Here is a 24,532-nt window from a genome sequence, read left to right on the forward strand (position 1 = left end):
AAGAAACCCATTAAGAATGCAGTTTAGCTTAGTAACATTTATAAGAAAAATAGTTGAAGGTATTTACCTTACATCTTCACATAAGAGTCCCGATAACTATAATAATGCTACCAGATACAACAATAGGTCAAACAAGTCGCTCTTTAAAGATTACTTACACATAAAAGTATCTACAGAAGATGTTAGAATTGAAGGATTCTATTACGACGAAACTATATCTATTGATGTATACGGAAAAGAGTGTAGAGAAAATCCAGACGATTACTTAGATGAAAAGAGTAGTTTTTTAGATGAATTATTTATAAGGTCGCCTGAATATTATAAAAACAAACACGACAGGTTTGAAACTCGTAAAAGGTTTAGGTCGCAAATAACAATTTCTTTAAAAGACAAAAATATAAAACTACAAACATCAGTTTTTATGAATGAAGTAGAAGCCAGAATGAAGCTTTACGAACAAAACGGTATTAATATATATTATAAAAAATGGGAAATGGAAGATATGTATTTAAGTAAAGCTGGAGAAAATATTCTTAAAAAAGATTTTGAAGAATACTTTGTAGACTTAAAGTTTTTAAACCAAAGAAAAGTTGATTTTAGAAGATTAAAAGTTTTATAACACCAAAAACATAGGAATACCCTCATATTTTGTGGACGACTACGTAAATGCTGTCCGTAACTACCCGATGCGTAAAGTATCTCAAATTATAGCCTTACTACGTGATGCCGATGTAAAAAGCAAAGGAGTAGGAGCCAACCAAACCCATGCTGATATTTTAAAAGAGTTACTGTTTAAGATTTTGCATTAACGGTTTGTGTATGAAACGTAGCGTATAAAAAGACACTAGTTTTTCGGATTAACACAGAGCCGAATTTTTATGTTTTGTTTTACTTTTTTATTTTAAAAGCCAAATTTAAAAAATTGGTGGTCTTTGTAAATAAGCACAAACCTCTCGATTTAGCACTTATTAGCTATGTTTTATACACCGTGTTATGCACAGCTTTTTTTAACCAATTTGATTAATCCAGTCCCTCAAATGCATTTCAAGTCTTTGTCCTTCTTCAGAAGCAAGAATGTTGGTATGCGCAATTACATTTCTACTTCGTTCTGAATCACTTATCCGACTTGTTACCCAAGCTTGGTCTGGAAAGTAATCTTGAAAGACATCCCAATGATTTATTATTAGTTTTGATAAATCTCCAAAATCCATATAAAAAATCGGATGTTCATTTCTACCCGTGTGCCATTGATTTTTTTGTTCGTTCGCTTTCCTTTTTTCAAGTTTAGTTTTCATATCACGGTTGGACCTCTTAGTAAACCAATCAGTACCGTCAATTTCAAAGAATGTGTTTTGAATAAAATCTCTTACTGAATTTTCAAAGACGAAAAGGATTCTAAAATAACGTTGCATTATTATTGAACTTGTCCTTATGTTTTCAGATGCTACTGCAAATAAGTCGTGGTCTTTTTTTTCCTGATTATCATAAGAGGGAAGTCTCAACAAGCCATTAGCTTGAAGGTCTTTAATACAATATGTAGAAAAGACTCCTTTGAGCATAAATGAATCTAATTTTTCTTTCACGATAGTAGTTCTTCTTTTAATGCTTTAAAAATAGCTCTATGCGTTTCAATATTCTGAGTGTCAGGCAGATGAATCTCAAAGCGGTAAACGAGTCCAAAATCTGATTTTCTTGATATAGAGTTATCCTGCACAATTGGAATAGGTTGCTGTATTGGCTGATTTTCGGTTGCAGGTGCTGGTTCTACTTTTTTTGGTTCAGTTTTCAATGGTGCACTAAAATCAGCAATTGAGGCTAAGGTTTTAAAAGTGGTTGCCATTTTTATAGCCACAGAATCACTTTTTCCAGTTTTGGTTTTAAACCAGCCTTTTAATTCATCTCCGGTTTTGGTGTGAGCCGTCTTGTTGCTATTATATAAATCGTCAAATGCTATTTTAATTCTTTGAGCTAAAACTTTTTTTGACTTTGTTTCATCAACATATTCTCGATACGCAGTTTGTGGTTGACCACTAGCACTTAGAAACCCCAAGTATTTCAACAGTTTCGTAACTCCGAAATCATTAGAACTTTTAAATCCTAAGTCTTTTAAAAATTCTATAGTGAATCTTTCAGGAACCGCAGCCTTTTGGATTTTTCCAAAAATTGCAGTTAAGTTTTTGACCGAAGCCATATAAGGTACATTTGTATCCATTTAGTTTTGTTTTTTTAAGTTGAGCACAGCTTGTTTATATAGATGTATAATACATCGTTATACAACCATTTTGATAGGTTTATGATTGTATTTATGATTGTTTATACTCTTACGAACCTAAAAAAATACCTATACATATTTTTACGGAATCCCATAAGCTCAATTATTTAGGTAATAAAAGTTGTTTTAGCTATCATAAAAGCTTGTATGGGTCGCTAATATCACGGCATGCTCCGTTAACACTACGGCATGGGTCGCTGATATCACGGCGTGCTCCGTTGACACTGCGGCACGGGTCGCTAATATCACGGCGTGCTCCGTTGACACCACGGCATGGGTCGCAGATATCACGGCATGGGTCGCTAATACTACGGCACGGGTCGCTAATACTACGGCATGGGTCGCTGATATTACGGCACGGGTCGCTGATACCACGGCATGGGTCGCAGATATCACGGCATGGGTCGCTGACACCACGGCACGGGTCGCTAATACTACGGCATGGGTCGCTGATACCACGGCATGGGTCGCTGATATCACGGCACGGGTCGCTGATACTACGGCATGGGTCGCTGATACCACGGCACGGGTCGCTAATATCACGGCACGGGTCGCTAACACCACGGCATGGGTCGCTAATACTACGGCAATAGATAAATTAATAACACGAATAAAAAAGCTGACAACGTTGCTAGCCGTAGCCTCAAATTCCAACATATTTTACTAAACGCTCTCGGAGAAAACATTAAAAGAGATTAAGAAAAAGCTATCAACCAATACTTAAAAGTAGAATTTTGTTAGTTGTAGTATGAGTAAGCAGTTGTAATATTATTTTATTTTTTCTATAGCTTTTCTAACTCCCAACATGTCAGGTTGGTGCTTTTTACATTCCTGGACAGCTTCTGGTAGTTTGTCCTCAATAAATTTGTTGTAGTCTTTACAAGATTTAAAAATGTTAAATTCCTTATTTTTAAAATCCCAAACAATACCTTTTCCTTTTATAAGGTCATTAGCAATAGCACCACCAATAGCCCCAAAATTTACAGCAGTTCCCATAGCCCATTGGTTCACTAACTCAGCTTCGGTATATAAGTAATTCTCTCCGCCTATAATAGTCCTGACAAACATGTTATGGTAGTTGGTGTTTTGAGCCCTATCAGTTTTGTTTCTGTTTTTTAAAATAGCTTTAATTTGAAAGTATAAGTGCCCTTTATAGGAAATTGCAAAGACGTTTCTCACCTTTTTATTATTATCAGAGTAATAGAAATAACAATCGTGAATAATACTATCCATAACTTTTTTATTAAAGTTTTTCATTACAACAGTTTTTAAAGAACTAGGCTTTTTAGCAATAAAATCTTTTTTAGAAGTATATATCCCTTCAGGGTAATTAGGAGTGTATAAAGAATTAACTTCAGTAGTTGTTTCTGAAAGTAACTTATTGCTGTTTTTAGAGGTATTATTTTGACCAAAAACTATGTTTGAAAGTAGTAAGGCGAAGATTAAGGTCTTTATTTTCATGCTTTTTTTGTTTTAGAGTTTCAAATATAACAAAATCAATAAACTATCTAAGTGAAAGTTTTTCACAAGTTTATACACCATTTTTGCTAATTTCGCCGCTTAAAATATTTTGTATGATTACGGTAGATCAATTAACGGTTGAGTTTAGTGGTAACACGCTGTTTAGCGACGTTTCGTTTGTAATAAACGAGAACGATAAAATTGCCTTAATGGGTAAAAATGGCGCAGGAAAATCCACCATGATGAAAATTATAGCAGGAGTTTCTAAACCAACTAAAGGAGGCGTTCGTAGTCCGAAAGATACCGTAATCGCTTACTTACCTCAGCACTTGTTAATGGAAGACGATTGCACGGTAAAAGAAGAAGCATCCAAAGCATTTGCATCTATTTTTGCTATGAAAGCAGAAATGGACGACCTCAACAAACAGTTAGAAACCCGTACCGATTACGAATCGGACGATTATATGAAAATCATCGAACGTGTATCAGATTTAGGCGAGAAGTACTACGCGTTAGAAGAAATAAACTACGAAGCAGAAGTAGAAAAAGCATTAAAAGGGTTAGGATTTAAGCAAGAAGATTTTGAAAGAGCAACCTCAGAGTTTAGTGGAGGTTGGCGTATGCGTATAGAGCTGGCGAAAATCTTACTGCAAAAACCCGACTTAATTTTGTTAGATGAGCCTACCAACCACGTAGATATAGAATCGGTAATTTGGTTGGAAAACTTCTTATTAAACAAAGCCAAGGCGGTGGTAGTAATTTCGCACGATAAAGCATTTATCGATAACATTACCAACAGAACCATTGAGGTTACCATGGGAACGGTTCACGATTACAAAGCGAATTATTCACACTATTTAGAGTTGCGTAAAGAACGTCGTGCACATCAGTTAAAAGCCTATCAAGAACAACAAAAATTTATTGCCGATACCAAAGCATTTATCGAACGTTTTAAAGGAACGTATTCAAAAACGAATCAAGTAGCTTCGCGTGAACGAATGTTAGAAAAATTAGTTCCTGTAGAAATAGATGAGGTAGATACTTCAGCCTTAAAACTACGTTTTCCACCATCACCACGTTCAGGAGATTACCCTGTAAAAGTGGAAGGATTGACGAAGCAATACGGAGACTTAACCGTATTTAAAGATGCAAGTTTCTCCATAGCTCGTGGTGAAAAAGTATCGTTTGTAGGAAGAAACGGAGAAGGAAAATCAACCATGATTAAAGCAATTATGGGAGAAATTGACTTTGAAGGAGAATGTGGTTTAGGGCACAATGCCAAAGTAGGGTACTTTGCACAAAATCAAGCATCGTTATTAGATCCTGAATTAACAATTTTTCAAACCGTAGATGAGGTTGCTGAAGGAGATATAAGAACGCAAATCAAAAATATATTAGGACGTTTTATGTTCTCGGGAGATGATTTAGAAAAGAAAGTAAAAGTACTTTCTGGAGGAGAGAAAACCCGTTTGGCAATGGTAAAACTATTGTTAGAACCTGTAAACGTGTTGATTTTAGATGAACCTACCAACCACTTAGATTTAAAATCAAAAGAAGTAATTAAAGAAGCCTTATTACACTTTGACGGAACGTTAATTTTAGTATCGCACGACCGTGATTTCTTACAAGGCTTGTCTCAAAAAGTATTTGAGTTTAAAGACCAACGTGTTATTGAACACTTTGAAACGATTGATGCGTTTTTAGAGCGTAATAACATCAAAGCGTTAAAGGAAATAGATTTGTAAAAACGTCATTGCGAGTGGAACGAAGCAATCTGCTGGTCGACGGAGAGATTACTTCAGTCGTACCTCCTTCGTAATGACGTTTAATAACTGTCATTTCGAACGAATGTGAGAAACCGTAAGGTTCAGCGGAGCTAAATCTTATTCATGTGAGTAACTCCTATTATTAAGATCTCTCACATTCCGTGCTACTTCAGTTCGAGATGACAGTATGTTTTGTCATTGCGAGTGGAACGAAGCAATCTGCTGGTCGACGGAGAGATTACTTCAGTCGTGTCCCCCTTCGTAATGATGATAGTTATTATTTTACCATAGGTTTATAAGCATCGCAGTTTTCATAAATTACCCAAAGATTAATAGCAAATAATGCTATAGCAATAGGAAGTCCAGAAGGCGCTTGAAAAATGTTAGTTAGCATTATTCCAATCATTACAGGAAAAATAACAACAGCTCCTAGGGCTCTAGTTTTTGGGATAATGAATAGAATACCTCCTAAAATTTCAATGATTCCTACCAAAGGCATTAACCAGCCAATTTCCATCATGGCAGTCATAGCACTCATCATTTTTTCGGGTAATTCTTCTGGCATTGGCATGTAGTTTAAGAATTTGTTTAATCCTGAATTGATAAACATTAATCCGAATAGCAGACTTAGTACGAATAAAATTTTTTGCTTCATAGTGATTAGTTTGAGGTTAGTAGTTTGTTTTTTAGTTCTTTAAATATATAAAAAATAAAAAAGGTACGATAAAAAGAGTTTAGTCATTGCGAATAATTTTATGTCATTCCGAACGAATGTGAGGAATCTCATGAAGAGAGTAACTCCTATTATTAAGATCTCTCACGTTCCGCGTTACTTCAGTTCGAGATGACGTTTCGGTTAACGTCATTGCGAACGGTAGTGAAGCAATCTGTGTAAGTCGAGAGTAAGATAGCCATTTTATTCATTTCGACTTCGCTCAGTGTTCATTTGCAAAACAAAATAAAACATCATTTCGAAGGAGGTTACGACTGAGAAATCTCAATAATCAGAGTTACTCCCTTTGATAAGATTTAGCTTCGCTGAACCTTGCGATTTCTCCCTTCGGTCGAAATGACGTTTTTATTGTTCTTAAATACTTTTTACAAAATCAAGGAATACTTTTTTATGAAGTGCTAAATCCATGTTAGGAGATAGCGCTACACGAGCAATATAATCTTTATCCCCTTCTTTGGTAGTTCCTTGTGTTGAGGTTGCAGGAATCGTCCAATAACAACCTTTTAACTGTCCGTAGCTTACACAATACTTACTTTCATTAGGTATTTCAGTAATCATTAAATTGATAAGCTTTAAGTTTAAGGCTCTTTTATACGCTTCTTTTTCTTCCGCAGTATTTCCTTTGGTAGGAAGGTCTAACGAGAATACCGATGGTGTAAATCCTTGTGCAGCTAATTCCTCAGAAACAAAATTGATTTTAGCATCAGGTAACACTTCATGAATAAAGTTTACAAACTCACGCGTATTCTTATAAGCATCACTAATTCGTTGTGTCATTGAAGGCATTTGTGCAGCTAATATTTCGTATTGAAGCGGTGTAGCCTCGTTATCGCAAATGTGTAAGTGTTTTTCTATTTTTTTGATTAACGCGTTGGTTGTTTTATTTCCAACACAGTATCCAGCAGTACATTTTCCACCACTAGGGAATTTAGATCCACTTGCAAACGAAATAGTTCTAATATTGGCTAACATGTCTGTATCTCCTAAAAAGTGAACATTCGGACAAAAAGTTTGGTCTAAAATAAACACAGGATCAACGGCTGTTTCACCAGTAGGAGTGGTACGTTTTTTACTTAAAACATTTCTTAAATCAGTAAGATTTGGTACTTCTACTCTTGGGTTGGTTGGAATTTCTGCAATGATATACGGAACCGCATCTTGCGCTGCAATGTTGGTTAACACGGTATCAATACTCTCTACCATGTCGTTGTCTCCATCAACAGGTAAATCAACAATGTCTACGTTGTTTAAACAAGCAGCAACACGTCTTGCTTGGTCGTTAGTACCACCATAGCAGTTTGGAGGCACTACAATTTTAATCGCTTTTCCTTTATGGTTTTCAAGAGCATCGTCAATCAATCCCATTAAAATGGCGTATTGTATTGAAAGTCCACTTGATGCTACTAACGCTTTTGTACTGGTATTGGTAATTTCATTGATGAGTTTCTCAACCTTCGCTTTGTTTTCTGCTACATCAGTAACCGTAACATCATACGGTTCATCGATAAGACTTTTTAACGCTTTTAATGAATTAGCAGGAGTCATGGCAATAGTTTCTCTTCTTCTTACATGTTGAATGTCTGAAATATAAGCGTCGTTTTGCTCACCGTTTACTAATAAAAAGCTTCCTAATTCTGGGTGTGTGTTGATGTAGAAATCAACGTTTGGTACAATGGTAAAGTTGCAAATAGCTTCTTGCTCAACAATCAATACGGTGCTACCATCAAACTCAGGAATAGCTTCAACACTATCCACCTTTTTTAATTCAAATTGATATCCGTATACATTTTTAATTGCTTCAGCATCAAAAAAGCTAGGGATTTTATTGGTGTACACTATTTGCGTGTTTTTATTAGCAAACAAATTCGCTCTTAACACAGCCAACACAGGAACTGTTTGTGACGAAAAACTAATTACATTTTCTGCTTTTGTATTGTATAATTTGGCAATCGTCCACTCTAATACAGATGATAACGGATGCCCTAAACGAATATAATCGTATGCAGTTGGTAACTCGCTTAACGCTGAAGCAGTAGCATTGTTGTTTTTATACAAATCTTCAAACTGTTCTAAAAACTGGGTTTTGGCTAGTTTTTCTTCATAAATATCCAGGCGGTGCGTGGTAAGGTTTAACCAAGCTGCTGGCATATTTTCTACAACATTTTTTATATAGTTATGTACGTTTTTGTCTTGCATTATAGGTGTCTTTTAATAAGACTGCAAGATACGTTAATTAGATTTTTTTAGAAAGGGGAGAGAATGGTTTTATAAAGGGAGTTTTACTTTCGTTTGATGTATGAGCTGTAGCTGACTTTATAAATTTATGGGTTGGTTTTCAAGACACTTTAATAAAAAGAAATAACGGTTTGAGTTAGTACCCAAACCATTATTACTTCCCTTTATTGTTAGGTGTTTGTTTTTTTAATTTGGCGAATGAAGTCCGATTTTGTTTCCTTCTGAGTCGAGAAAAATGGCAAAATACCCGTTTTCGTCAGCGTGAGGTGTTTTAGGTATCATAACTTTACCACCATACTCTTCTACTTTATCAATAATAGTTTGCAGGTTGTCTCCACCATTGAGGTAAATGGTAACTCCGCTAGCAGAAGGTTCATAATCTTCGCCTTGTATAATTACTCCTGTAACCATTTGATTTTGGTAAGGAAATACCCCCATTTCCATTTCTGGAAAATGGAATCTTTCAATTTCTATTCCTAAAATTTCTTTGTAAAAATTAATGGCTCGTGTAATGTTGGTTGCTGGAATTTCAAAAATTGAGACATAACTTTTCATCTGTTGTATGCTTTTAGTGATTGATTCTTTAGATTGTGTTGTTTTAGCGACTGAAGTGTCTTTGTTTTTGCAAGACACAATGCAAAAAAGTAGGGTAATAATGGTAATAAATAATTTATTTTTCATTTTCGGCTTAGTATTATTGATGCAAAACTAAGAGCAGAAAATTAGTTGAAATTGTAAAAATGCGACACCTTAGCTTATTTGTAAAAAAGGGTAGAAAGCGTTAAGCTTTCATCAGTGAGAAACTCTTTAGGGTTTATTCCCGTAAATTCTCTAAAGTCTTTAATGAAGTGGGCTTGGTCGAAATAGTCGCTTTTATAGGCAACATCGGTTAGGTTTTTAGATTTTTGGTTAAGCATCAATTTTAAAGCTGTTTGTAATCGAATTACTTTTCCTAATTGTTTGGGGCTTACTCCAATTTGTTTTTTGAAGTTTCTTTCAAGCTGCCTTCTTTTAGATAGGTCGTATTGGAGGATTGAGTTTATAGAAACACTTCCGTTTGTAGATAGGAGGGTATTCACAGTGCTTTTTACTATTTTATGAATCGTTTTTTGGTCGTTAAACGTATGTAAAAGAAACTTTTCGATTATTTCTATACGTTGTATTGTGTTTTCAGCGTTGATTATTTTTTGTTGCAAATCATCTGCGGTTTCCTTTGCAAAAAGTAGGTTTAGGGGTGTTTCTTTATTTGCTAAGTTGTTGATTGGTTCAGAAATAAAGTTAGCAAACCCATAAGGATAAAATCTAATAGCAAAAGTATTGACATATCCTGTAGGTTCAATGTAGAAAGGTTCAATTGTTTGCCCCAATATCATTGCCCGTGGTTGGAGTATAAAGTCATTTTCGGAAGTGTACCGTTTTATATCGTCTCCAAGAATAAAAGCCATTTCTATACAGCCATCTGGTACAATTCGTTGTTTTTGTGGTTCGGAATGTATGGGTACTTCCAACGTCCAATAACAACTAATTATTGACTTTAAATCTGTATGTGGTTCGTATGTTTGGTAGTCCATTTTGTCATTTAATCTTTTTCAGCAAGAGGCATGGTGTACCAAAGATATAACTTCTATAAGAAATATAAATTGATAATTAAGTTATCAAATTCTCTCCAGAATCAAACCAAAAATTAAGTAGTCTCCTCCGTATCCAGTTTATTTATTTCATAATTCATATACTCTTTATACAGTTTTGCGATAGACTTGGTTTCCCCAAGTATAGTAAGTACATCATCTTTTAGAAAAACAGTTGAACCATTAGGGGTAAACGTTTTGTTGTTTCTTTCAACCAAAGCCACTAAAACATCTTTTGGTAACTGAATGTCTTTTAGCTGTTTTCCAATCATGGTGTCTTGCGGAGTTCCTTCGAGTAGTTTGATACTTACAAATCGCTCGTTTTGTAGTAAAAACTCTTTAATTTCTCTGTGGCTATTCATTTTAAGCAAGGTTTTTACGATGTGCTCTCGCTCTAAAATATCAAGAAGTCTCGATAGCATACGTAATTGCTGTTTTGGGTTTTCATCAGAGTTAATTAGAAAAGCACAGATTTGTATGGGCTTTTTAAACTCATAGTCTTCAGACGGAAGTGTTCCTTCAATTGGTTTTTTAGAAATCACAATTTTCATGGATGGATGCGAAACACTTTTGAATTTAGCATGAAAAACTAAAATACCTGGTAAAGTGATGACAGATTCATCGGGTATCGACTGAAAAAACTTGTGTAGTACCCCTTCTTTGTTGAGGTCTAACTCCCTACAAAAGTAATCGGAAGCGATATTTAAGACCTTGTCAAAGTTAGTGGTATCCTTAAGTATTTTTATTTTCGATGTAATTACGGTTTCATCAAAAGGATCGCCTTCACGTAGTCCTTTTTCTTTTAAAATAGTCATTAATTCATTTTCCAATTCATCGTATTGGTGCCTCCCTAAAAGTGCAAACCAATGAAAAATAGCGCCTTCTCTTTTTACTTTTCCTTTAGAGTAAAAGTGATACCAAAGTACCCCAATAACAATAATACCAGAGGTAAAAAGTATGGGCATCCATCCTAAATAAACAATAAGGATGAATGAAATAACAATTCCTATAACTTGCATAAATGGGTATAATGGAGATACATAGCCAGGGTCGTATGATTCTATTTTACTTTTTCTAAAAACAATAACAGAGAAGTTTATAAAGATAAAAATTAACAGTTGGAAGGTACTCGCAAGCTTTACAATACCTTCTTCTGATAATACTAGAATGAATACGATAATTAATGCCGTGGTTAAAAATATAGCGACTACAGGGCTTCCTTTTTTACCAATTTTGGCTAAAATAGCAGGAAACAGTTTATCACGTCCCATGGCAAACGGATATCTTGATGCTGATAAAAGTCCTGCATTTCCTGTTGAGGCAAAAGCGGCAAGTGCTGCTACCGACATTAATAAAACTCCTACATTATCGGGTAACCATTTAAAAAGTTGTTCTGCTGCTGTAGCCGCAGGAGCTAGCTCATTAGCAAAAGAGGCAGGCTCAATAAGTGTAACCATAATAAAAACACCCAAACCATAAATTAATCCTGTAACGACTAAAGACAATATCATTCCTAAAGGAATATTTCTTTCAGGGTTTTTAATTTCTTCTGCAACACTTACTATTTGAGTGAGCCCTAGGTAGGAAACAAAAACAAAACCTATGGTAGTAAACATACCTCCAAATCCGTTTGAAAAGAAAGGGGTAAATTGTTTGTTAATAGATTCGTTGGTAATAGTATCTGAGGTGAAGATGGAAAAAAGTCCATCAGCAATAAAACCAACTAAAATGATTAATAGGAATATGACAAACACCTTTTGAAAGGCGGAGGTTTTTTTAGCTCCCACTAAGTTTAATGCCATAAAAAAAAGAGTGGCTACGATAGCAACTATTTTGGTGGGAACTTCCCAAAATATAGCGGCATAAGCACCAATACCAATAATTGCAAAGGCTGTTTTTAGCATTAAAGCGAAATAGGTACCTAGTCCGCCAATGGTTCCCATGAGTGGTCCTAAACTTCTATCTAAAAAAAAGTAAGCACCTCCTGATCGTGGTAAGGCTGTTGATATTTCAGCAATACTAAACATGGTGGGGAGTATTAATACACCTGCAAGTAAATACGCCAAAAACACAGAGGGACCTGTGTAATGTGAGGCGATTCCTGGTAGTAAAAAGAAACCAGAGCTAAACATAGCTCCAGTACTTATGGCAAAAACATCAAATAATCCTAAGTCTTTTTTTAGTTTGTTCCTCATGGCTTTTGTGTTTAAGGCTTATTATTAAGTGGTTAGACCATGAGAAGATATGAAAAAAAATAGACTTTTTAGGTGTGATTTAGTTAAGGTATTGCTTGTAATATGTTCTTTTACAGTGTTTTTTTGTTAGAAAGGCTAGCTTTTGTTGGTTGGTTTATGGGGTGAAAATAGGGGGTAGTTTTATAGGGGCGACACCCCAAGCCTAATTGGGGTGACACCCCAACGGTAATGGAAACGATACCCCAAGCCTAATTGGGATGACACCCCAATGGTAAGGGTAGCGATACTCCCTGCCTAAGGGGAATGACTCTCACACGGTAAGGAGAGCGATACTCCTTGTTTAAGGGGAGTGACTCTCCCACAGTAAGGGGAGCTATTTTAAACAGTGGTATATACTACCGTGTAGAAAAATGTTAGTAAAGAAATGTAGTTTAAGGATATGGTAGCAATTTTTCTAATGTATCGTGAAGTAACGCTAATTGAACAGCATATAAGTAAATTTATTATATTATTATCTAGTTTATAAAATAAAGTGTGGAGTAAGGTTATGATATAAAATTTACTTGTGTTTTAACTTAGTTCTTTGTTATATGTTGGTTATTCAAATATTCCTGTAAAAACAGAAACATAATATAGTCCAGTAAGTATAAAAACGATACCAGTAATTGTTCGTATTACCTTTTCAATTTTTGTGATTTTGTTATAGAATATGCCTATTTTCCCTACAGTAAAAGCTAACAAGTAGGTAAAAATAATTACAGGTAACCCTGTTCCGAATGCGAATATTATAGGTAAATAAAGTCCATCTACAGATGTAATTGCCATTGGAATTAGCATGCCAAAAAATAATGCTCCACTATATGGGCAAAATGCTAAAGCAAAAACAACACCTATAAAAAAAGAACCTAATAAACCTTTATCTTTGAGTTTTTCAGATAGTTTTTCTTGAAAATTTAATTTACCCCAAAAATTTAGTTTAATAATATTTAGCATAATTAAGCCGATTATAATTAATAAAGGGCCTAAATATTTTTCTCCGTTTTGATTAAAAAACCGTGCAATGTGAAACTTACTTGCACCAAAGTATAATATTAAACCAATTATAGTATAACTAAACCCTCTTCCTAAAGAGTATAATAATCCGCTCAAAAAAACTTTTCTTTTGCTCGAAATATTTTTAGAAATAAATGCAGTTGCAGTAATGTTGGTTGCCAAAGGGCACGGGCTAATAGCTGTCATTAACCCGAGTATAAATGCCGATAAAACAGGGATATTGTAATTTTCTAAAAGCGATTGTAAATAATCCATTTAGAGTGATTTTAATTCTTTATCAATTTTAGCTTTTAATTCTTTACTGAAGGCTTCTTGGTCGTTACCTTTCATAAAAGCAAAATCGGTTAGATTTATTTGGGTTTCTTTTCCTTCTTTAATTACGTTTAAGATTAAAGAAGTGCCAGACGCCTCAAATTTTTCAGCAACCTTTTCATTTTCTTTTTCATCTACATTGATAACTTGAAATGTAATTTTAGCTTCATTAAGCTCCTTTGCAAAATAGGTATTTAAAGTAAATTTGGTATTTGCTTCAATTGCATTACAGGTCATACACCTATGAGTGGAATGGAAGTCTAAAACTTCTATTTTTGAAATAGATGTATTAAGAGTAGTTGTTTTGTTTTTTTCTTGACTTTCACAAGATGTAAATATTATACCGATTACTAAAGCGGTAAAAAAAATGATTGTTTTATTCATTTTATTTGATTTTATAGATTATAATATGATGTTAAATAAATATCCTGAAATAATGATGCATAGTGTTACTACACCAAAAAAGATAGCAATTAATTTTAGCGACATCACTTTTTTTAGTAAAGTTGCTTCAGGAATTGACAACCCTACTGTTGCCATCATAAAGGCAATTGCAGTACCAAGTGGTACACCTTTAGCTACAAAAACCTCAATAACTGGTACTATTCCTGCTGCATTGGCATACATTGGAACAGCCACAATTACAGCTAGGGGAACAGTCCACCATTCTTCACCTCCTAAAAACTCATTAAAAAAGTTTTCTGGAACATACCCGTGCATTACTGCACCAATTGCAATACCAATAATTATATAAATAAACACTCCTTTTACAATATCCCAAGCTCCTCTTATAATTTCGGGTAAATGTTGGTAAAAAGTTAGCTTTTCTTCTTTATATTCTACCTGTTGTATTTTACGTTCTAGAATTTTTTTTACCCAATTGGAGAGTAAAGGTTCTAGATTTAATTTGCCTAATAACCAACCACCAATTGTTCCTAATATAATACCAGAAACTGCATAAATAAGTGTTGCTTTTAAGCCAAACATACCTATAAACATAGCTATGGCAACTTCATTAACTAAAGGAGAAGTAATTAAAAAAGAAAATGTTACACCTAGAGGAATACCGCCTTGAACAAAACCAATAAATAAAGGAACAGAAGAGCACGAACAAAAAGGTGTAATTGCTCCAAAAATAGAGGAGAAGAAGTACTCTAAGCCGTACATTTTTTTTCGATTCAGATAATTCTTAAGGCGTTCAATGGGAAAGTATGCGTTTATTATTCCCATAAAAAAAACAATAACAAATAAGAGAATTAAAATCTTAAGTGTATCATACACAAAGAAATTAAGGGCGGTTGCTAAGTGAGTTTCTGTTTCAATATTAAAAACAGAGTATATAAGCCAGTCAGCAAAATTTTGTAACCAATTAAACATTTTCAGTTATATTAATAGTTCCAGAAATGTTACAAGATAGCTTTACAGTATTGTATATTGTACCAAACTTTTCTATGTTCTTTTTTAATAAATTAACATTTAGTTTTTTATCATCGCTGTAAATTGTTAAAGTATAAACAATATCTTCCATTCGTGGTAGATTTTCAATACGTGTTGCTGTTACTTCAATGGTAGCTTTAGAGTAATTAAATTTCATCATAATTGAAAAACGTTCTACATTTTTAAGTATGCATGAAGCGAATGAACTTAAGAATAATTCTGCTGGGTTAGGGAGGGTTTCAGTAGTGTTTTTAGTGATGCCAAAACCTATGTTTGATTGTTTAATAGAAATAACTGCATCTTGATTTGAAATAGATGAAGCTTTGATATGATACTTCATAGTTTACTCAATTTAAAAGTTTTAATACTTCATCTCTTGAAGGTACTCTACCTTTTATTGTAACTACATCATCTATTACCAAAGCTGGTGTTATCATTACATTGAATTTCATAATTTCCATAATATCTTCAATTTTTTCAATTGTTGCATCAATGTTGTTTGCTAAAACGACATCTTTAACAACACTTGTCATGGATTGGCATTTTGGACATCCTGTTCCTAATATTTTAATTACTTTAGTCATTATTTTATGTTTGTTTATCGTAAATGTACGATTTGATTATTAAAAAAATATCAATCAAAGAATTGTTGAAATAAGTTTTTTGCAATCTTCCAATTTTCTTTATTAATACAGTATTTTATTTTTGGTGGCTTTAATTCTCCTTGAATAAGACCAGCATTTTTTAATTCTTTCAGGTGTTGAGAAATGGTAGATTGTGCTAATGGAAGAACATCTACCAAATCACCAGTAAAACAGCATGATTGACTTTCAAGATGTTTTAAAATGGCAATACGTGTTGGGTGTCCTAATGCTTTAGCAAACTTAGCTAAAGCTTCGGTATTTTTGTTATACTCTATGTGTTCTAAAGTTCTTTTCATATTTATTATCGCAAATGTACGATAGATTTTTTAGTTGTAGTGTAACTTTTATCACGTTCTACTATTTTTTGTATTGGTTTTAAAAGAGCTGTGTGGTTATACAGGTTTTATGCTCTATCATTTAGAAGGTTAAGGTATGTAATAAGTTACTAAAACATATTTTTGCTGTTGTAAAAAATGGGTTGCCGTATGATTTGAGCTATAAAAGTACTTTGAGGTAAATTTTATGAAACTTATTTGTTTTAATCAGACTTATTAGTTGTGTGTAGTTTTTTTCTTTGTTTATATTTTCTTTTAGTTCTGATTAATCTATACCTTAAATCGTCATAAAATAAACTTATTAATAAAATTATAGCTCCTAAAATAAGGGTGTTTAACCTCAAGTTAAGTTTAGAGTAAAGAAATCCACCGGTTATTCCTCCTAAAAAAAAGAAACAAATAATATAAATTCTAAGCTTTATAGTTGCTTTAATTTTTTCTCTATGTGGATGAGATTCAGGGAAAAATAATTGAGATAATTCAATTCCTAAATCTGTGAATAACCCTGTAAGGTGTGTTGTTCTTACAATTGCATTTGAAATCTTTGTGACAAAAGAATTTTGAAGTCCCATGGCGAGGAGGAGTGAACAAACAATGAAGTCTGGATATTTTATTTCTACAGTATTACTTATGATAGGGATTGATAAAAAAATGAAACATTCAATTATTGTTGGTATAACAAAAACGTTGAGCTTTTTGTTTTCTTTAAATTTTTCAATTAAAAAGCTTGACAAAAAAGAACCAAAGAGAAAAGAAAAAAGATAAAGAAAATAAACTGTTCCTTTCCAAACCTCAAAATCGGCAACATCTCTTATAAAAAGAGCAAAATGTCCAGTTACGTTTGTTGTCAATTGTTTAAATGCTAAAAAACCTGTAACATTCACAATACCAGCAACAAATGATAGAATAGTGGCAATTTTCAGATTATGTTTTAATGTTCTGCTTTTACCTTGATGTCTAAACATTTTTTCTTATTTAGTTCGGTTTATCAAATGTCTTATCTTTAAATATGGCTATGGTTAAAATTGATTTTAAGCAAATAATTTATATACCATATTAGGTGTTTTATAGTCTAAAGATAGATGTAATCTTATTTGGTTGTATAAATTAATTGTGTTTTTTATTGCTCTTTTTGCATGCATCACGTTATGAAAGGTTTGGTTTAGTAACTTCTATATCTTTTATAAGATTATTGTACTTATAAAAACAATGATACGAATTTGTGGTTATAGTACTTGTTTTTTCTAAGTGTAAGTATGTTGTATTTTTTAAGAACGTTAAATAGCGTGTCTCTATCAATTTTAAGATTGACTTTAGTAAAGTCTTTATCTAATGATTTTATAAATTTACCTACGCTTTTTCTAAGAAGAGATTTACATTTATTCCTAATAATAATAACCGTTGTACAAGTATCTTAAAACAAAATATCGTTTTATAGGGCTTGTACAACGGTTACCTGTGTTTACGGTAGTTTTTTATTTAATGTTAGAGATTCTTTTTTGCTAAGTACCAATCTACTTTTTCTAACGATTCATCATTAATTCTATCATTTAATTCATCTAGTGTTTTTGGAGGTGATACAATTACCTTATCTCCTTTTTTCCAATCAAGTGGCATGGCTACCTTATACTTATCTGAAGTTTGTAATGCTTCTAATGCTCTTAATATTTCATTCATATTTCTACCTACATTTAGTGGATAGTACATAACCAAACGAATCTTTTTTTTCGGGTCAATAAAAAATACAGCACGAACTGCTGCTGTTTCACTTTCATTTGGTTGTAACATTCCATATAACTTTGATACTTTCATATCTAAGTCAGCTATGATTGGAAAGTCAAAATAAACACCAGTATTTTTTCTTACATTTTGAACCCAACCTAAATGTGCATGAATACTATCTATACTCAAACCTAACAGTTCAGTGTTTAAAGCATCAAACTCTGCTTTTCTTTGTGCAAATCCACTCATCTCTGTGGTACAAACAGGAGTGAAATCTGCAGGGTGAGAAAACATTACTACCCATTTATTTTTTGCAAAGTCTGAAAACTGAATTTTTCCTTTAGTTGTAACTGCCTCAAAGTCTGGAGCATTGTCTCCAATTCTTGGCATTGAATAAATTTTGTTTTCTATTTCGTTATTATTTTCCATGGTTCTATAATTTTAATTACTTGTCATTATTTTAAAGTAAAGGTACAACTTAGCTTATTTTAAGAAAGTAACTATTGTTACAATAATGCTTGTTTAGTTGTGGTTAATTAGTGTTGAAAACATTTGCGGTATTCAATGAGTGCTTTATTTATCATTAAGGTGTGCAGAATACATCCAAACCAATTTCTCTTGTTCTCTTATATAGTCGCTCATTAATGCACTTGTTCCTTCATCATTCGAGTCAGAAGCGATTTCTAAAATATCACGTTGCTTTAAAATAATAGTTTTGAATGCTGCAAGAATTTCTTCTACAGCTTTTTTACCGTCAGATATTTGGTTACTTTCTTTAACATCTGTTTTTCTAAGATAATCGGTGTACTTATGACTTGGTGTATAACCTAATGTCAAAATTCTTTCTGCTACGTCATCTATTTTTAATATTAGATCATTGTAGAGTTCCTCAAATTTGATATGTAAAACAAAAAATTTATCTCCCCTAATATTCCAATGATATCCTCTGGTATTTTGATAAAATGTCGAATAATTGGCGAGTAATTCATTGAGTAAATCTGCCAGTTTTTTACTTTTTTCTGTGTCAAGTCCGATTCGATTTAAATGTTCCATTTTTTATTGATTTTATTTTTACGAAAATAATTCTTCTATGTAACTTCTATTGTGATGTATGTTACAGATTGTTCAATTACCGCCAACATGTGTTTTATATAGATGTAAAAAGACATCGTTATACAGCGATTTTGTTAGGTTTGATTGTATTTAATGTTTGTTTATATTTTACGAACTTACTAATAATTTACTTTGTAAGTATCATTATGTTAATTATTTAAATAGTAGGGGTGTGGTGTTTTGTATGTTGTTAGCGATTCCTGATACTTTGTTTAGAGTACTAAAAACAAGTTGACACACTTTATTGAATAACTTTCTTTTTAATAAGTATTATTTGTCCAAGGTGGTAGTATGTATGTTCTATCATTACATCAATGTTTCTAAAATAAGTTCCATATTTTTTGTTAACAAAATCACTCAATAATTTTTCATCAGTCATTTTTTCAACGAGACTTATGAGTTTTTCCGAATTAGAACAAAACTTATTCACTAACTCTTTCCAGTTTTGTTCCGATTTAATTGGCGGTGAATCAAAGCTAAACTTATCCCGAATATCAAGTGTTCCACCTTCGAGTACTTTTAATACACCAGAGATATAGTAATTAATATGAAACGTCAAGTCAGCAATAGTATTGAAATCTTCTATTTTTTGAGTTGCTTGTTTCCAATCAAGATCAATTATTTGCTCTTTGAAGTTTGTTCCCACAACCCATTTCCCCTCGGTAAAAATTTCCTTTAGTCGATTAGCTAAGTACTTACTTAATTTTATTCTAGAGCTAAATATTTTATGTTATTGATGATTTTCTCAAATTACTTACAACTAGTTTATATATATACTAAAACTACCAATACATTTTTTAGAAAGTAGAATAAGTAGAAAGTATAGCAATTTTATTAACACCTTCAAATATATATAAGATAAGAAAGTGTGTTTTTTTATTGGGGTGATACCCTAATAATTTAAAAAATATAATATGTTGTGTTTTGTGTAAGCAGTAGTTTTCATACTACTTACACGTTTTTTCTTAAATTTTTCTTAGTTCAACTCTTCGGTTTTGTGCTTTTCCTTCTTCTGTAGCGTTATTACCTATAGGTTTCGTGTGCCCAAAGCCTTTACTTTCTAACCTTGATTCTTCAATACCTTCATCTACGAGTGACATAAGAACGGATTTTGCTCTGTTTTTAGAAAGTTTCATATTAAATTCTTCATTACCCACATTATCAGTATGTCCTTCAATACTTATTTTTAAATTGGGGTTTGTTTTTAACATTTTAGATATTTCACTCACTATTTCGTAAGAGTCAGCTTTAATTCTTGATTTACCAGAGTCGAAATTAATATGTAATGTAGCAAAGCCTTTAGTGTTTATTTCATTTATAATTTTATCTGCTGTTATTTTCTCTATTGTTTGTTCAAATTCTTTTGATTCTACAACTCCAATCTGTGCATTAGCCACATCTGAATAAATTTGAATTCCTATTTTTTTAGTTGGCGTTTTTAATACATACATACGAATAGGGGAGTTTACAGCATCACCAACATAAAAATTATTAAAGTAAGCATAACGATCGTTTACGCTTTCTCCTTTTTGGTTTACAAGTTCATTAGGTATTTTTCCTTCAAAAATAAGTTGAGCACCAATAGCTTTTAAATAGTCTTTAATACTTTTATCAAAATAGTATTGATTCCATTTTTTGCTTCCATCCATCATAATTCCCATTTTATCTACTCGTCCTTCTATGTCAAAAAATGATTTACCGTCAAACATTTCAAGTTTGTGAAAGTCATAAGACTCTGTGCTGCTAGTATTTTTATTTACTAATATACCTTTTGGTGGTGTTATATAAGGGTATGCACCAATATCAACTTTAGATTCAACTATGTTTTTCCAAGAAAATTTTTTAGTGTTATTCTTTAATTCTTTTTTCTCTTTGGTTGTTACTTCATTATTAACAACTTCATCTAATTTGTTTTTGGTAGTCTCTTTCTCATTTTTACATGAAGTTAAAGTAATTATTGATAACAAACAGATTGAGTAAATTCTTTTCATTGTAATTCTTATTTAAGTTTGGCTTCTAATTGTTAATAACAGCTTTTTATGTTCTTGTTAATTATGGAGTTAAATATAATATTTTTAAGTTTAGTTTAATGTTATTAATTATTTTAGTGGTTTTTTGAAGTTTCTTACATCTTCTTGAGATTGAAAGTAGGTTATATTTGTAATTAAGAGTTTATTACTGCAGTTAAACATTATAAAGATTAATTTTATAGTTATTTCTCGGGAGAATTTAATAATAAGTTATTCTTATTTAGTAGTATACTTTTTGTATTCAGCAATTTTATTTTCTAATCTTTTATTTAAATATTCATTTTTGTTTTTTAGTGTTTCATTAATTACGATAGCTTCAGATAAATAGTGTTGAATTTTATCTTTCTTCCAATGTTTTGGTGGTTCTTGAAGGTTTGTAATTCTGTCTGCTAATTTTACCATTCCAACTTCTTTTTCAAGTTTGTTTATTCGGTTCAAGCTGTCTGTCATTTTCTCTTTTTTTGAATCTAGGTTTTTATCTTTAGTCAATGCTTGAACTCCATTAGCAACTTTTTCTCCAAACATGTTCAATAGTTCCGAAAAGTCGGTATCAGTATCTTCTAGTGTATCGTGGAGTAGCGCTAATTGAACAGCATAATTCAAATCGAAATTGTTAGCCGCATTATGTGCTAAGATTATTTCCATAGCAACGTTAGAGATATGTAGCAAATAGTTAGAGTTTGTTCCAGGAACTTTTTGATCTTTATGTTTTTCTCCAGCAAACTTTATTGCTTTTTGATAGAGTTCTTGTGTCATTTGAGGTGTTTCCATTTAGAGAAGAGTTTTTTTAGCATAGTATATTATTGTTCAAAAGGATAAAAAGTAGGCGAGAGTTAGTGAATTACTTATAATAATTACAGTAAGTGGCTCTATTTCGGGTTGATAAATAATATTTTTCGGTTAAACTCTTCTTCAAACTTATACAAAAAATCTAGTTCTTTTCCATATTCATCGTATTTCTCCCAAGGGGTTAATTTATTTTCTGAGTCAAGAAAGCTTTTGATTTTTGCTAACACTTCTTTACGAAGCTGTTCTGGTATGGTGTCTTCGAAATTTTCAATCCGATTGTTTTCTTCATAATTAATCAAAACATTGTAAAATTCTAATAGTTGATTCCTGAAGTTATTTTTTATAAATACTTCAACAGAAAATTCAAGATCAGATAATTCTTGTGGTATTACCATATCAAATATTGGGGTTACAACTAAATATGGCTCTCCCCAAGAAAATTTCTTCTCTTCTAATGAGCATTTAGGTAGTGTATCGGTGTCTATTTTCACTTGTCTTGATTGAGTATAATATAGTTAATGTCTTTTTTGTCATAAAGCAAGTAAATAATATCCTTTACTTTATACTTTTTGTAGATGTTTTTATTCACACTCAATTCACTTATGTTTATTTTGTTTTTTACTTTATATTCAACTGTGAAATAATATCTATAGCTTATAGGTTTACCACTTAATACTTTTTCTTTATTGATAATGGTTCCTGTAGATTCAATTCCATTATTAGCTACATGATTATTTTTAATAATTATATATAATGGAAATCCAATGATTATGATTAAACCTAATAGTAAGAAATACGACTTGGTTTTTTCTGTAGTGTTCAAGGTTTTGTTTTTAGATATTTAAAGAGGTAACTACTTTGTTAGCTAGCATTGTTTTCTTTTGCTTCACTATCCAATTCATTGATCATCGCTTCAAAATTAATATACATTGGCTCAAACTCATCAAACATTTCGTGATCCCACAAAACTATGGGGTATTCATTATTTATATGTTTACTAGTTGTGTCAAAGCATAATAAACCCCAATCACTCCAATTAGCAAAAGGTATTTTTCCTTTATCTAACAAAAGTTCACGAGGATATCCATTAAAAACCATTTCAGATAAAGAAGCTCTCCAAATACCTAAGGGATGTTCACAGAAGGAACACTCACTAATTTGAAGCTCATAAAAGTGTTTATACTTTAGAAATTTTATATATGACTTTGGAAGTTTATGCCCAAGTCTTGATTAAAACTCTTCAATTTCAATGTCAGTTACTTGGCTTTTAACTGGATTCCAAATTCTCCACTCTTCGTTTTCATCCTGATGTGGGGCAGCCATTTCTGTAACTATTTTGGTTGGTAGTTTATTCAATTGAACATCGGTAAGTTCTTTTAGGTATTTGTCAATTATTTGCTCCATTTTTTAATTGTAGTTAAAGATTTAATTATGAGTAGTTGCTTAGTTTGGTATTTAACTTTACAAATACACACCAAACTAAAAGCCACGAGGATTTTCAAAAGTAGGCAAGAATGAGCAATTACTTATAGCCAATGCTTACCACAAGTAGTTATTCAATAAATTTAGTAAAAGTATCTAAATCAGAATACCCTTGATTTTTTATAATTTCTCCATTTGCATCTATGATAACAAAGTAAGGTTGAAATCCTGATTTAAATTTATTTACTTGTAATTCATAGTTTTTTCTGCCAACAGTTTTTATAAGTCTGCCTCTCCTTGATTTAACCCATTCCTTTTCAGGTAGAGGCGTGTTATCATCAACATACACACTAACAAAATTAAAGTCAGTTTTTAATTTATCAATTATTTCCTTTTTTGATAGAACCCTTTGCTCCATTTTTATTGCATTTACACAAGCATAACCAGTAAAATACATTAATACTGGTTTTTTATTTTTTTTACTTTTTTCTAATAGCTTTTCATAGTCTACTTTACCATAGTTTTCAAAAATTTTATTTTGGCTATATTCTACAGGTTCAATTTCTGTATTGTTTTCAGGTGTGCTATTTTTTCCAATTCTTTCTAGTATTTGTTTGTAGGTTTCGTCTTTATTAGAGCTGTTTTTTAACTCGATGAATATTTCTTCGATATATTTATTTGGTATTTCTAACTTTTTAAGTATTAATTTGTCTGATTCCCAGTTTTTAATATTAGCCTCTTTTTTAGTAAAATCAATTAACATTATATATTTAGGCTTGATATTATTTTTATAGTTTTCTGTTTCTGTAATTAATAATAGTTTTTCTAAAATAGTATTGTAAGTATAAGGCTCAGTATTTTCTTTAGCTAATATGTCCATTATAATATGAGTCATAATGGGACTATTATTTAAAATTTCTAAATCAGTTTTATCTAATCCACAATTTTCAAGTGAATTCAGTTTTTGAGTAAATATTAATAAACTTTCTTTATCATTAGGGGTTAGTTGAACTTTCTCATTCAGAATTTCATTATTACAATTATTCTGACAAAAAGCAAAGTATGTGTTTAAAAGTATTAATGTTAAGAGTAATTTTTTCATTTTCCTATTTGTGGTAACTAGTTATATATACATAATAAAATCACTATTACATTCCTATAATGGTAGAATAAGTAAAAAGTATAGCAATTTTACTAACACCCTCAAATATAAATAAATAAGATAAAAAAGTGTAACTTTTTTATCAGGTCAACACACGAAGCCTAATCAGGTCAACACACGAAGCCTAATCAGGTCAACACACGAAGCCTAATCAGGTCAACACACGAAGCCTAATCGTGTCGACACTCCTTACCTAAGGGGAGTGACACTCCCTCGGTAAGGG

Annotated in this window: 26 protein-coding genes and 3 pseudogenes; 3 read left to right on the plus strand and 26 right to left on the minus strand. The window is 32.1% G+C overall.

Annotated elements, in window-relative coordinates:
* The first annotated feature begins 16 nt into the window (after positions 1 to 16).
* On the plus strand, positions 17 to 619 hold the full coding sequence (locus tag Q4517_RS03330; RefSeq protein ID WP_303506219.1) for a hypothetical protein: 603 nt from the start codon (positions 17 to 19) through the stop codon (positions 617 to 619).
* Between the two features lie 16 nt (positions 620 to 635).
* Positions 636 to 809 (plus strand): annotated as a pseudogene (locus tag Q4517_RS03335) (DNA polymerase III subunit delta); the annotation flags it as partial.
* Between the two features lie 198 nt (positions 810 to 1,007).
* On the opposite strand, the gene Q4517_RS03340 reads toward Q4517_RS03335, so the two are convergent.
* The 3 genes from Q4517_RS03340 to Q4517_RS03350 form a co-directional block, all read right to left on the minus strand.
* Positions 1,008 to 1,559 carry a Swt1 family HEPN domain-containing protein gene (locus tag Q4517_RS03340; protein WP_303506221.1) on the minus strand — a complete coding sequence of 184 codons (552 nt, stop codon included), beginning with the start codon at positions 1,557 to 1,559 and terminating at the stop codon, positions 1,008 to 1,010.
* Between the two features lie 20 nt (positions 1,560 to 1,579).
* Positions 1,580 to 2,212, minus strand: a complete 633-nt coding sequence (locus Q4517_RS03345) for a DUF5343 domain-containing protein (RefSeq protein WP_303506223.1) — start codon at positions 2,210 to 2,212, stop codon at positions 1,580 to 1,582.
* A gap of 828 nt (positions 2,213 to 3,040) precedes the next feature.
* Positions 3,041 to 3,733 carry a hypothetical protein gene (locus Q4517_RS03350; protein WP_303506225.1) on the minus strand — a complete coding sequence of 231 codons (693 nt, stop codon included), beginning with the start codon at positions 3,731 to 3,733 and terminating at the stop codon, positions 3,041 to 3,043.
* A gap of 113 nt (positions 3,734 to 3,846) precedes the next feature.
* Here Q4517_RS03350 and Q4517_RS03355 point away from each other — a divergent pair, with 113 nt between their 5' ends.
* Positions 3,847 to 5,478: an ABC-F family ATP-binding cassette domain-containing protein gene (locus Q4517_RS03355; protein ID WP_303506227.1), complete on the plus strand. Its 1,632-nt coding sequence runs from the start codon at positions 3,847 to 3,849 to the stop codon at positions 5,476 to 5,478.
* Positions 5,479 to 5,776: 298 nt separating this feature from the next.
* Here the strand turns inward: Q4517_RS03355 and Q4517_RS03360 are convergent, their stop codons facing one another.
* The 23 genes and pseudogenes from Q4517_RS03360 to Q4517_RS03465 all read right to left on the minus strand — a co-directional run bounded on the left by Q4517_RS03360 (position 5,777) and on the right by Q4517_RS03465 (position 24,249).
* Positions 5,777 to 6,154 (minus strand): DoxX family protein, encoded by a 378-nt coding sequence (locus Q4517_RS03360; RefSeq protein WP_303506229.1) that lies wholly within the window; start codon positions 6,152 to 6,154, stop codon positions 5,777 to 5,779.
* Positions 6,155 to 6,586: 432 nt separating this feature from the next.
* Complete coding sequence (locus Q4517_RS03365) at positions 6,587 to 8,428, minus strand: PLP-dependent transferase (protein WP_303506231.1); 1,842 nt, start codon at positions 8,426 to 8,428, stop codon at positions 6,587 to 6,589.
* A 225-nt stretch (positions 8,429 to 8,653) separates the two neighbouring features.
* A complete protein-coding gene (locus tag Q4517_RS03370; protein WP_303506233.1) occupies positions 8,654 to 9,148 on the minus strand; it encodes a VOC family protein in 495 nt (164 codons plus the stop codon).
* 74 nt (positions 9,149 to 9,222) lie between these two features.
* Positions 9,223 to 10,038 carry a helix-turn-helix domain-containing protein gene (locus Q4517_RS03375; RefSeq protein WP_303506235.1) on the minus strand — a complete coding sequence of 272 codons (816 nt, stop codon included), beginning with the start codon at positions 10,036 to 10,038 and terminating at the stop codon, positions 9,223 to 9,225.
* 113 nt (positions 10,039 to 10,151) lie between these two features.
* Positions 10,152 to 12,290 carry an amino acid permease gene (locus Q4517_RS03380; RefSeq protein ID WP_303506237.1) on the minus strand — a complete coding sequence of 713 codons (2,139 nt, stop codon included), beginning with the start codon at positions 12,288 to 12,290 and terminating at the stop codon, positions 10,152 to 10,154.
* A 597-nt stretch (positions 12,291 to 12,887) separates the two neighbouring features.
* A complete protein-coding gene (locus Q4517_RS03385; protein ID WP_303506239.1) occupies positions 12,888 to 13,598 on the minus strand; it encodes an aromatic aminobenezylarsenical efflux permease ArsG family transporter in 711 nt (236 codons plus the stop codon).
* On the minus strand, positions 13,599 to 14,039 hold the full coding sequence (locus Q4517_RS03390) for a nitrophenyl compound nitroreductase subunit ArsF family protein (protein ID WP_303506241.1): 441 nt from the start codon (positions 14,037 to 14,039) through the stop codon (positions 13,599 to 13,601).
* An 18-nt stretch (positions 14,040 to 14,057) separates the two neighbouring features.
* Complete coding sequence (locus Q4517_RS03395; RefSeq protein ID WP_303506244.1) at positions 14,058 to 15,032, minus strand: permease; 975 nt, start codon at positions 15,030 to 15,032, stop codon at positions 14,058 to 14,060.
* Positions 15,025 to 15,432, minus strand: a complete 408-nt coding sequence (locus Q4517_RS03400) for an OsmC family protein (RefSeq protein WP_303506246.1) — start codon at positions 15,430 to 15,432, stop codon at positions 15,025 to 15,027. Before Q4517_RS03400 ends, Q4517_RS03395 begins: the two co-directional genes overlap by 8 nt.
* Positions 15,433 to 15,439: 7 nt before the next feature.
* Positions 15,440 to 15,625, minus strand: coding sequence for a thioredoxin family protein (locus Q4517_RS03405; protein WP_303506248.1), 186 nt, complete (start codon positions 15,623 to 15,625; stop codon positions 15,440 to 15,442).
* Positions 15,626 to 15,726: 101 nt separating this feature from the next.
* A complete protein-coding gene (locus tag Q4517_RS03410; RefSeq protein WP_303506250.1) occupies positions 15,727 to 16,032 on the minus strand; it encodes a helix-turn-helix transcriptional regulator in 306 nt (101 codons plus the stop codon).
* Positions 16,033 to 16,274: 242 nt separating this feature from the next.
* Positions 16,275 to 17,036 carry a YoaK family protein gene (locus Q4517_RS03415; protein ID WP_303506252.1) on the minus strand — a complete coding sequence of 254 codons (762 nt, stop codon included), beginning with the start codon at positions 17,034 to 17,036 and terminating at the stop codon, positions 16,275 to 16,277.
* A gap of 66 nt (positions 17,037 to 17,102) precedes the next feature.
* Positions 17,103 to 17,222 (minus strand): annotated as a pseudogene (locus Q4517_RS15435) (hypothetical protein); the annotation flags it as partial.
* A 334-nt stretch (positions 17,223 to 17,556) separates the two neighbouring features.
* Positions 17,557 to 18,222 (minus strand): peroxiredoxin, encoded by a 666-nt coding sequence (locus Q4517_RS03420; protein WP_303506254.1) that lies wholly within the window; start codon positions 18,220 to 18,222, stop codon positions 17,557 to 17,559.
* Positions 18,223 to 18,366: 144 nt separating this feature from the next.
* Positions 18,367 to 18,846, minus strand: coding sequence for a Dps family protein (locus Q4517_RS03425; RefSeq protein ID WP_303506256.1), 480 nt, complete (start codon positions 18,844 to 18,846; stop codon positions 18,367 to 18,369).
* Between the two features lie 301 nt (positions 18,847 to 19,147).
* On the minus strand, positions 19,148 to 19,552 hold the full coding sequence (locus Q4517_RS03430; protein WP_303506258.1) for a DinB family protein: 405 nt from the start codon (positions 19,550 to 19,552) through the stop codon (positions 19,148 to 19,150).
* A gap of 319 nt (positions 19,553 to 19,871) precedes the next feature.
* Positions 19,872 to 20,897, minus strand: coding sequence for an OmpA family protein (locus tag Q4517_RS03435; RefSeq protein ID WP_303506260.1), 1,026 nt, complete (start codon positions 20,895 to 20,897; stop codon positions 19,872 to 19,874).
* A gap of 255 nt (positions 20,898 to 21,152) precedes the next feature.
* Positions 21,153 to 21,707, minus strand: coding sequence for an HD domain-containing protein (locus Q4517_RS03440; RefSeq protein ID WP_303506261.1), 555 nt, complete (start codon positions 21,705 to 21,707; stop codon positions 21,153 to 21,155).
* 98 nt (positions 21,708 to 21,805) lie between these two features.
* Complete coding sequence (locus Q4517_RS03445; RefSeq protein ID WP_303506263.1) at positions 21,806 to 22,216, minus strand: hypothetical protein; 411 nt, start codon at positions 22,214 to 22,216, stop codon at positions 21,806 to 21,808.
* On the minus strand, positions 22,213 to 22,548 hold the full coding sequence (locus Q4517_RS03450) for a hypothetical protein (RefSeq protein ID WP_159616498.1): 336 nt from the start codon (positions 22,546 to 22,548) through the stop codon (positions 22,213 to 22,215). The genes Q4517_RS03445 and Q4517_RS03450 overlap by 4 nt, the downstream gene beginning before the upstream one ends.
* A 38-nt stretch (positions 22,549 to 22,586) precedes the next feature.
* Positions 22,587 to 22,940, minus strand: a pseudogene (locus Q4517_RS03455) (SMI1/KNR4 family protein); the annotation flags it as partial.
* Between the two features lie 15 nt (positions 22,941 to 22,955).
* On the minus strand, positions 22,956 to 23,129 hold the full coding sequence (locus Q4517_RS03460; RefSeq protein ID WP_303506269.1) for a hypothetical protein: 174 nt from the start codon (positions 23,127 to 23,129) through the stop codon (positions 22,956 to 22,958).
* Between the two features lie 148 nt (positions 23,130 to 23,277).
* Positions 23,278 to 24,249 carry a thioredoxin family protein gene (locus tag Q4517_RS03465; protein ID WP_303506272.1) on the minus strand — a complete coding sequence of 324 codons (972 nt, stop codon included), beginning with the start codon at positions 24,247 to 24,249 and terminating at the stop codon, positions 23,278 to 23,280.
* Between the last annotated feature and the right edge of the window lie 283 nt (positions 24,250 to 24,532).

Source organism: Tenacibaculum sp. 1_MG-2023 (genome assembly GCF_030547425.1).
GTDB lineage: Bacteria > Bacteroidota > Bacteroidia > Flavobacteriales > Flavobacteriaceae > Polaribacter.

What these genes read in the sequence shown, in the direction of transcription:
- Q4517_RS03330 (WP_303506219.1), top strand. Translation starts at nt 17, where the DNA reads ATGCAGTTTAGCTTAGTAACATTTATAAGAAAAATAGTTGAAGGTATT.
- Q4517_RS03340 (WP_303506221.1), bottom strand. Translation starts at nt 1,559, where the DNA reads ATGCTCAAAGGAGTCTTTTCTACATATTGTATTAAAGACCTTCAAGCT.
- Q4517_RS03345 (WP_303506223.1), bottom strand. Translation starts at nt 2,212, where the DNA reads ATGGATACAAATGTACCTTATATGGCTTCGGTCAAAAACTTAACTGCA.
- Q4517_RS03350 (WP_303506225.1), bottom strand. Translation starts at nt 3,733, where the DNA reads ATGAAAATAAAGACCTTAATCTTCGCCTTACTACTTTCAAACATAGTT.
- Q4517_RS03355 (WP_303506227.1), top strand. Translation starts at nt 3,847, where the DNA reads ATGATTACGGTAGATCAATTAACGGTTGAGTTTAGTGGTAACACGCTG.
- Q4517_RS03360 (WP_303506229.1), bottom strand. Translation starts at nt 6,154, where the DNA reads ATGAAGCAAAAAATTTTATTCGTACTAAGTCTGCTATTCGGATTAATG.
- Q4517_RS03365 (WP_303506231.1), bottom strand. Translation starts at nt 8,428, where the DNA reads ATGCAAGACAAAAACGTACATAACTATATAAAAAATGTTGTAGAAAAT.
- Q4517_RS03370 (WP_303506233.1), bottom strand. Translation starts at nt 9,148, where the DNA reads ATGAAAAATAAATTATTTATTACCATTATTACCCTACTTTTTTGCATT.
- Q4517_RS03375 (WP_303506235.1), bottom strand. Translation starts at nt 10,038, where the DNA reads ATGGACTACCAAACATACGAACCACATACAGATTTAAAGTCAATAATT.
- Q4517_RS03380 (WP_303506237.1), bottom strand. Translation starts at nt 12,290, where the DNA reads ATGAGGAACAAACTAAAAAAAGACTTAGGATTATTTGATGTTTTTGCC.
- Q4517_RS03385 (WP_303506239.1), bottom strand. Translation starts at nt 13,598, where the DNA reads ATGGATTATTTACAATCGCTTTTAGAAAATTACAATATCCCTGTTTTA.
- Q4517_RS03390 (WP_303506241.1), bottom strand. Translation starts at nt 14,039, where the DNA reads ATGAATAAAACAATCATTTTTTTTACCGCTTTAGTAATCGGTATAATA.
- Q4517_RS03395 (WP_303506244.1), bottom strand. Translation starts at nt 15,032, where the DNA reads ATGTTTAATTGGTTACAAAATTTTGCTGACTGGCTTATATACTCTGTT.
- Q4517_RS03400 (WP_303506246.1), bottom strand. Translation starts at nt 15,432, where the DNA reads ATGAAGTATCATATCAAAGCTTCATCTATTTCAAATCAAGATGCAGTT.
- Q4517_RS03405 (WP_303506248.1), bottom strand. Translation starts at nt 15,625, where the DNA reads ATGACAAGTGTTGTTAAAGATGTCGTTTTAGCAAACAACATTGATGCA.
- Q4517_RS03410 (WP_303506250.1), bottom strand. Translation starts at nt 16,032, where the DNA reads ATGAAAAGAACTTTAGAACACATAGAGTATAACAAAAATACCGAAGCT.
- Q4517_RS03415 (WP_303506252.1), bottom strand. Translation starts at nt 17,036, where the DNA reads ATGTTTAGACATCAAGGTAAAAGCAGAACATTAAAACATAATCTGAAA.
- Q4517_RS03420 (WP_303506254.1), bottom strand. Translation starts at nt 18,222, where the DNA reads ATGGAAAATAATAACGAAATAGAAAACAAAATTTATTCAATGCCAAGA.
- Q4517_RS03425 (WP_303506256.1), bottom strand. Translation starts at nt 18,846, where the DNA reads ATGGAACATTTAAATCGAATCGGACTTGACACAGAAAAAAGTAAAAAA.
- Q4517_RS03435 (WP_303506260.1), bottom strand. Translation starts at nt 20,897, where the DNA reads ATGAAAAGAATTTACTCAATCTGTTTGTTATCAATAATTACTTTAACT.
- Q4517_RS03440 (WP_303506261.1), bottom strand. Translation starts at nt 21,707, where the DNA reads ATGGAAACACCTCAAATGACACAAGAACTCTATCAAAAAGCAATAAAG.
- Q4517_RS03460 (WP_303506269.1), bottom strand. Translation starts at nt 23,129, where the DNA reads ATGGAGCAAATAATTGACAAATACCTAAAAGAACTTACCGATGTTCAA.
- Q4517_RS03465 (WP_303506272.1), bottom strand. Translation starts at nt 24,249, where the DNA reads ATGAAAAAATTACTCTTAACATTAATACTTTTAAACACATACTTTGCT.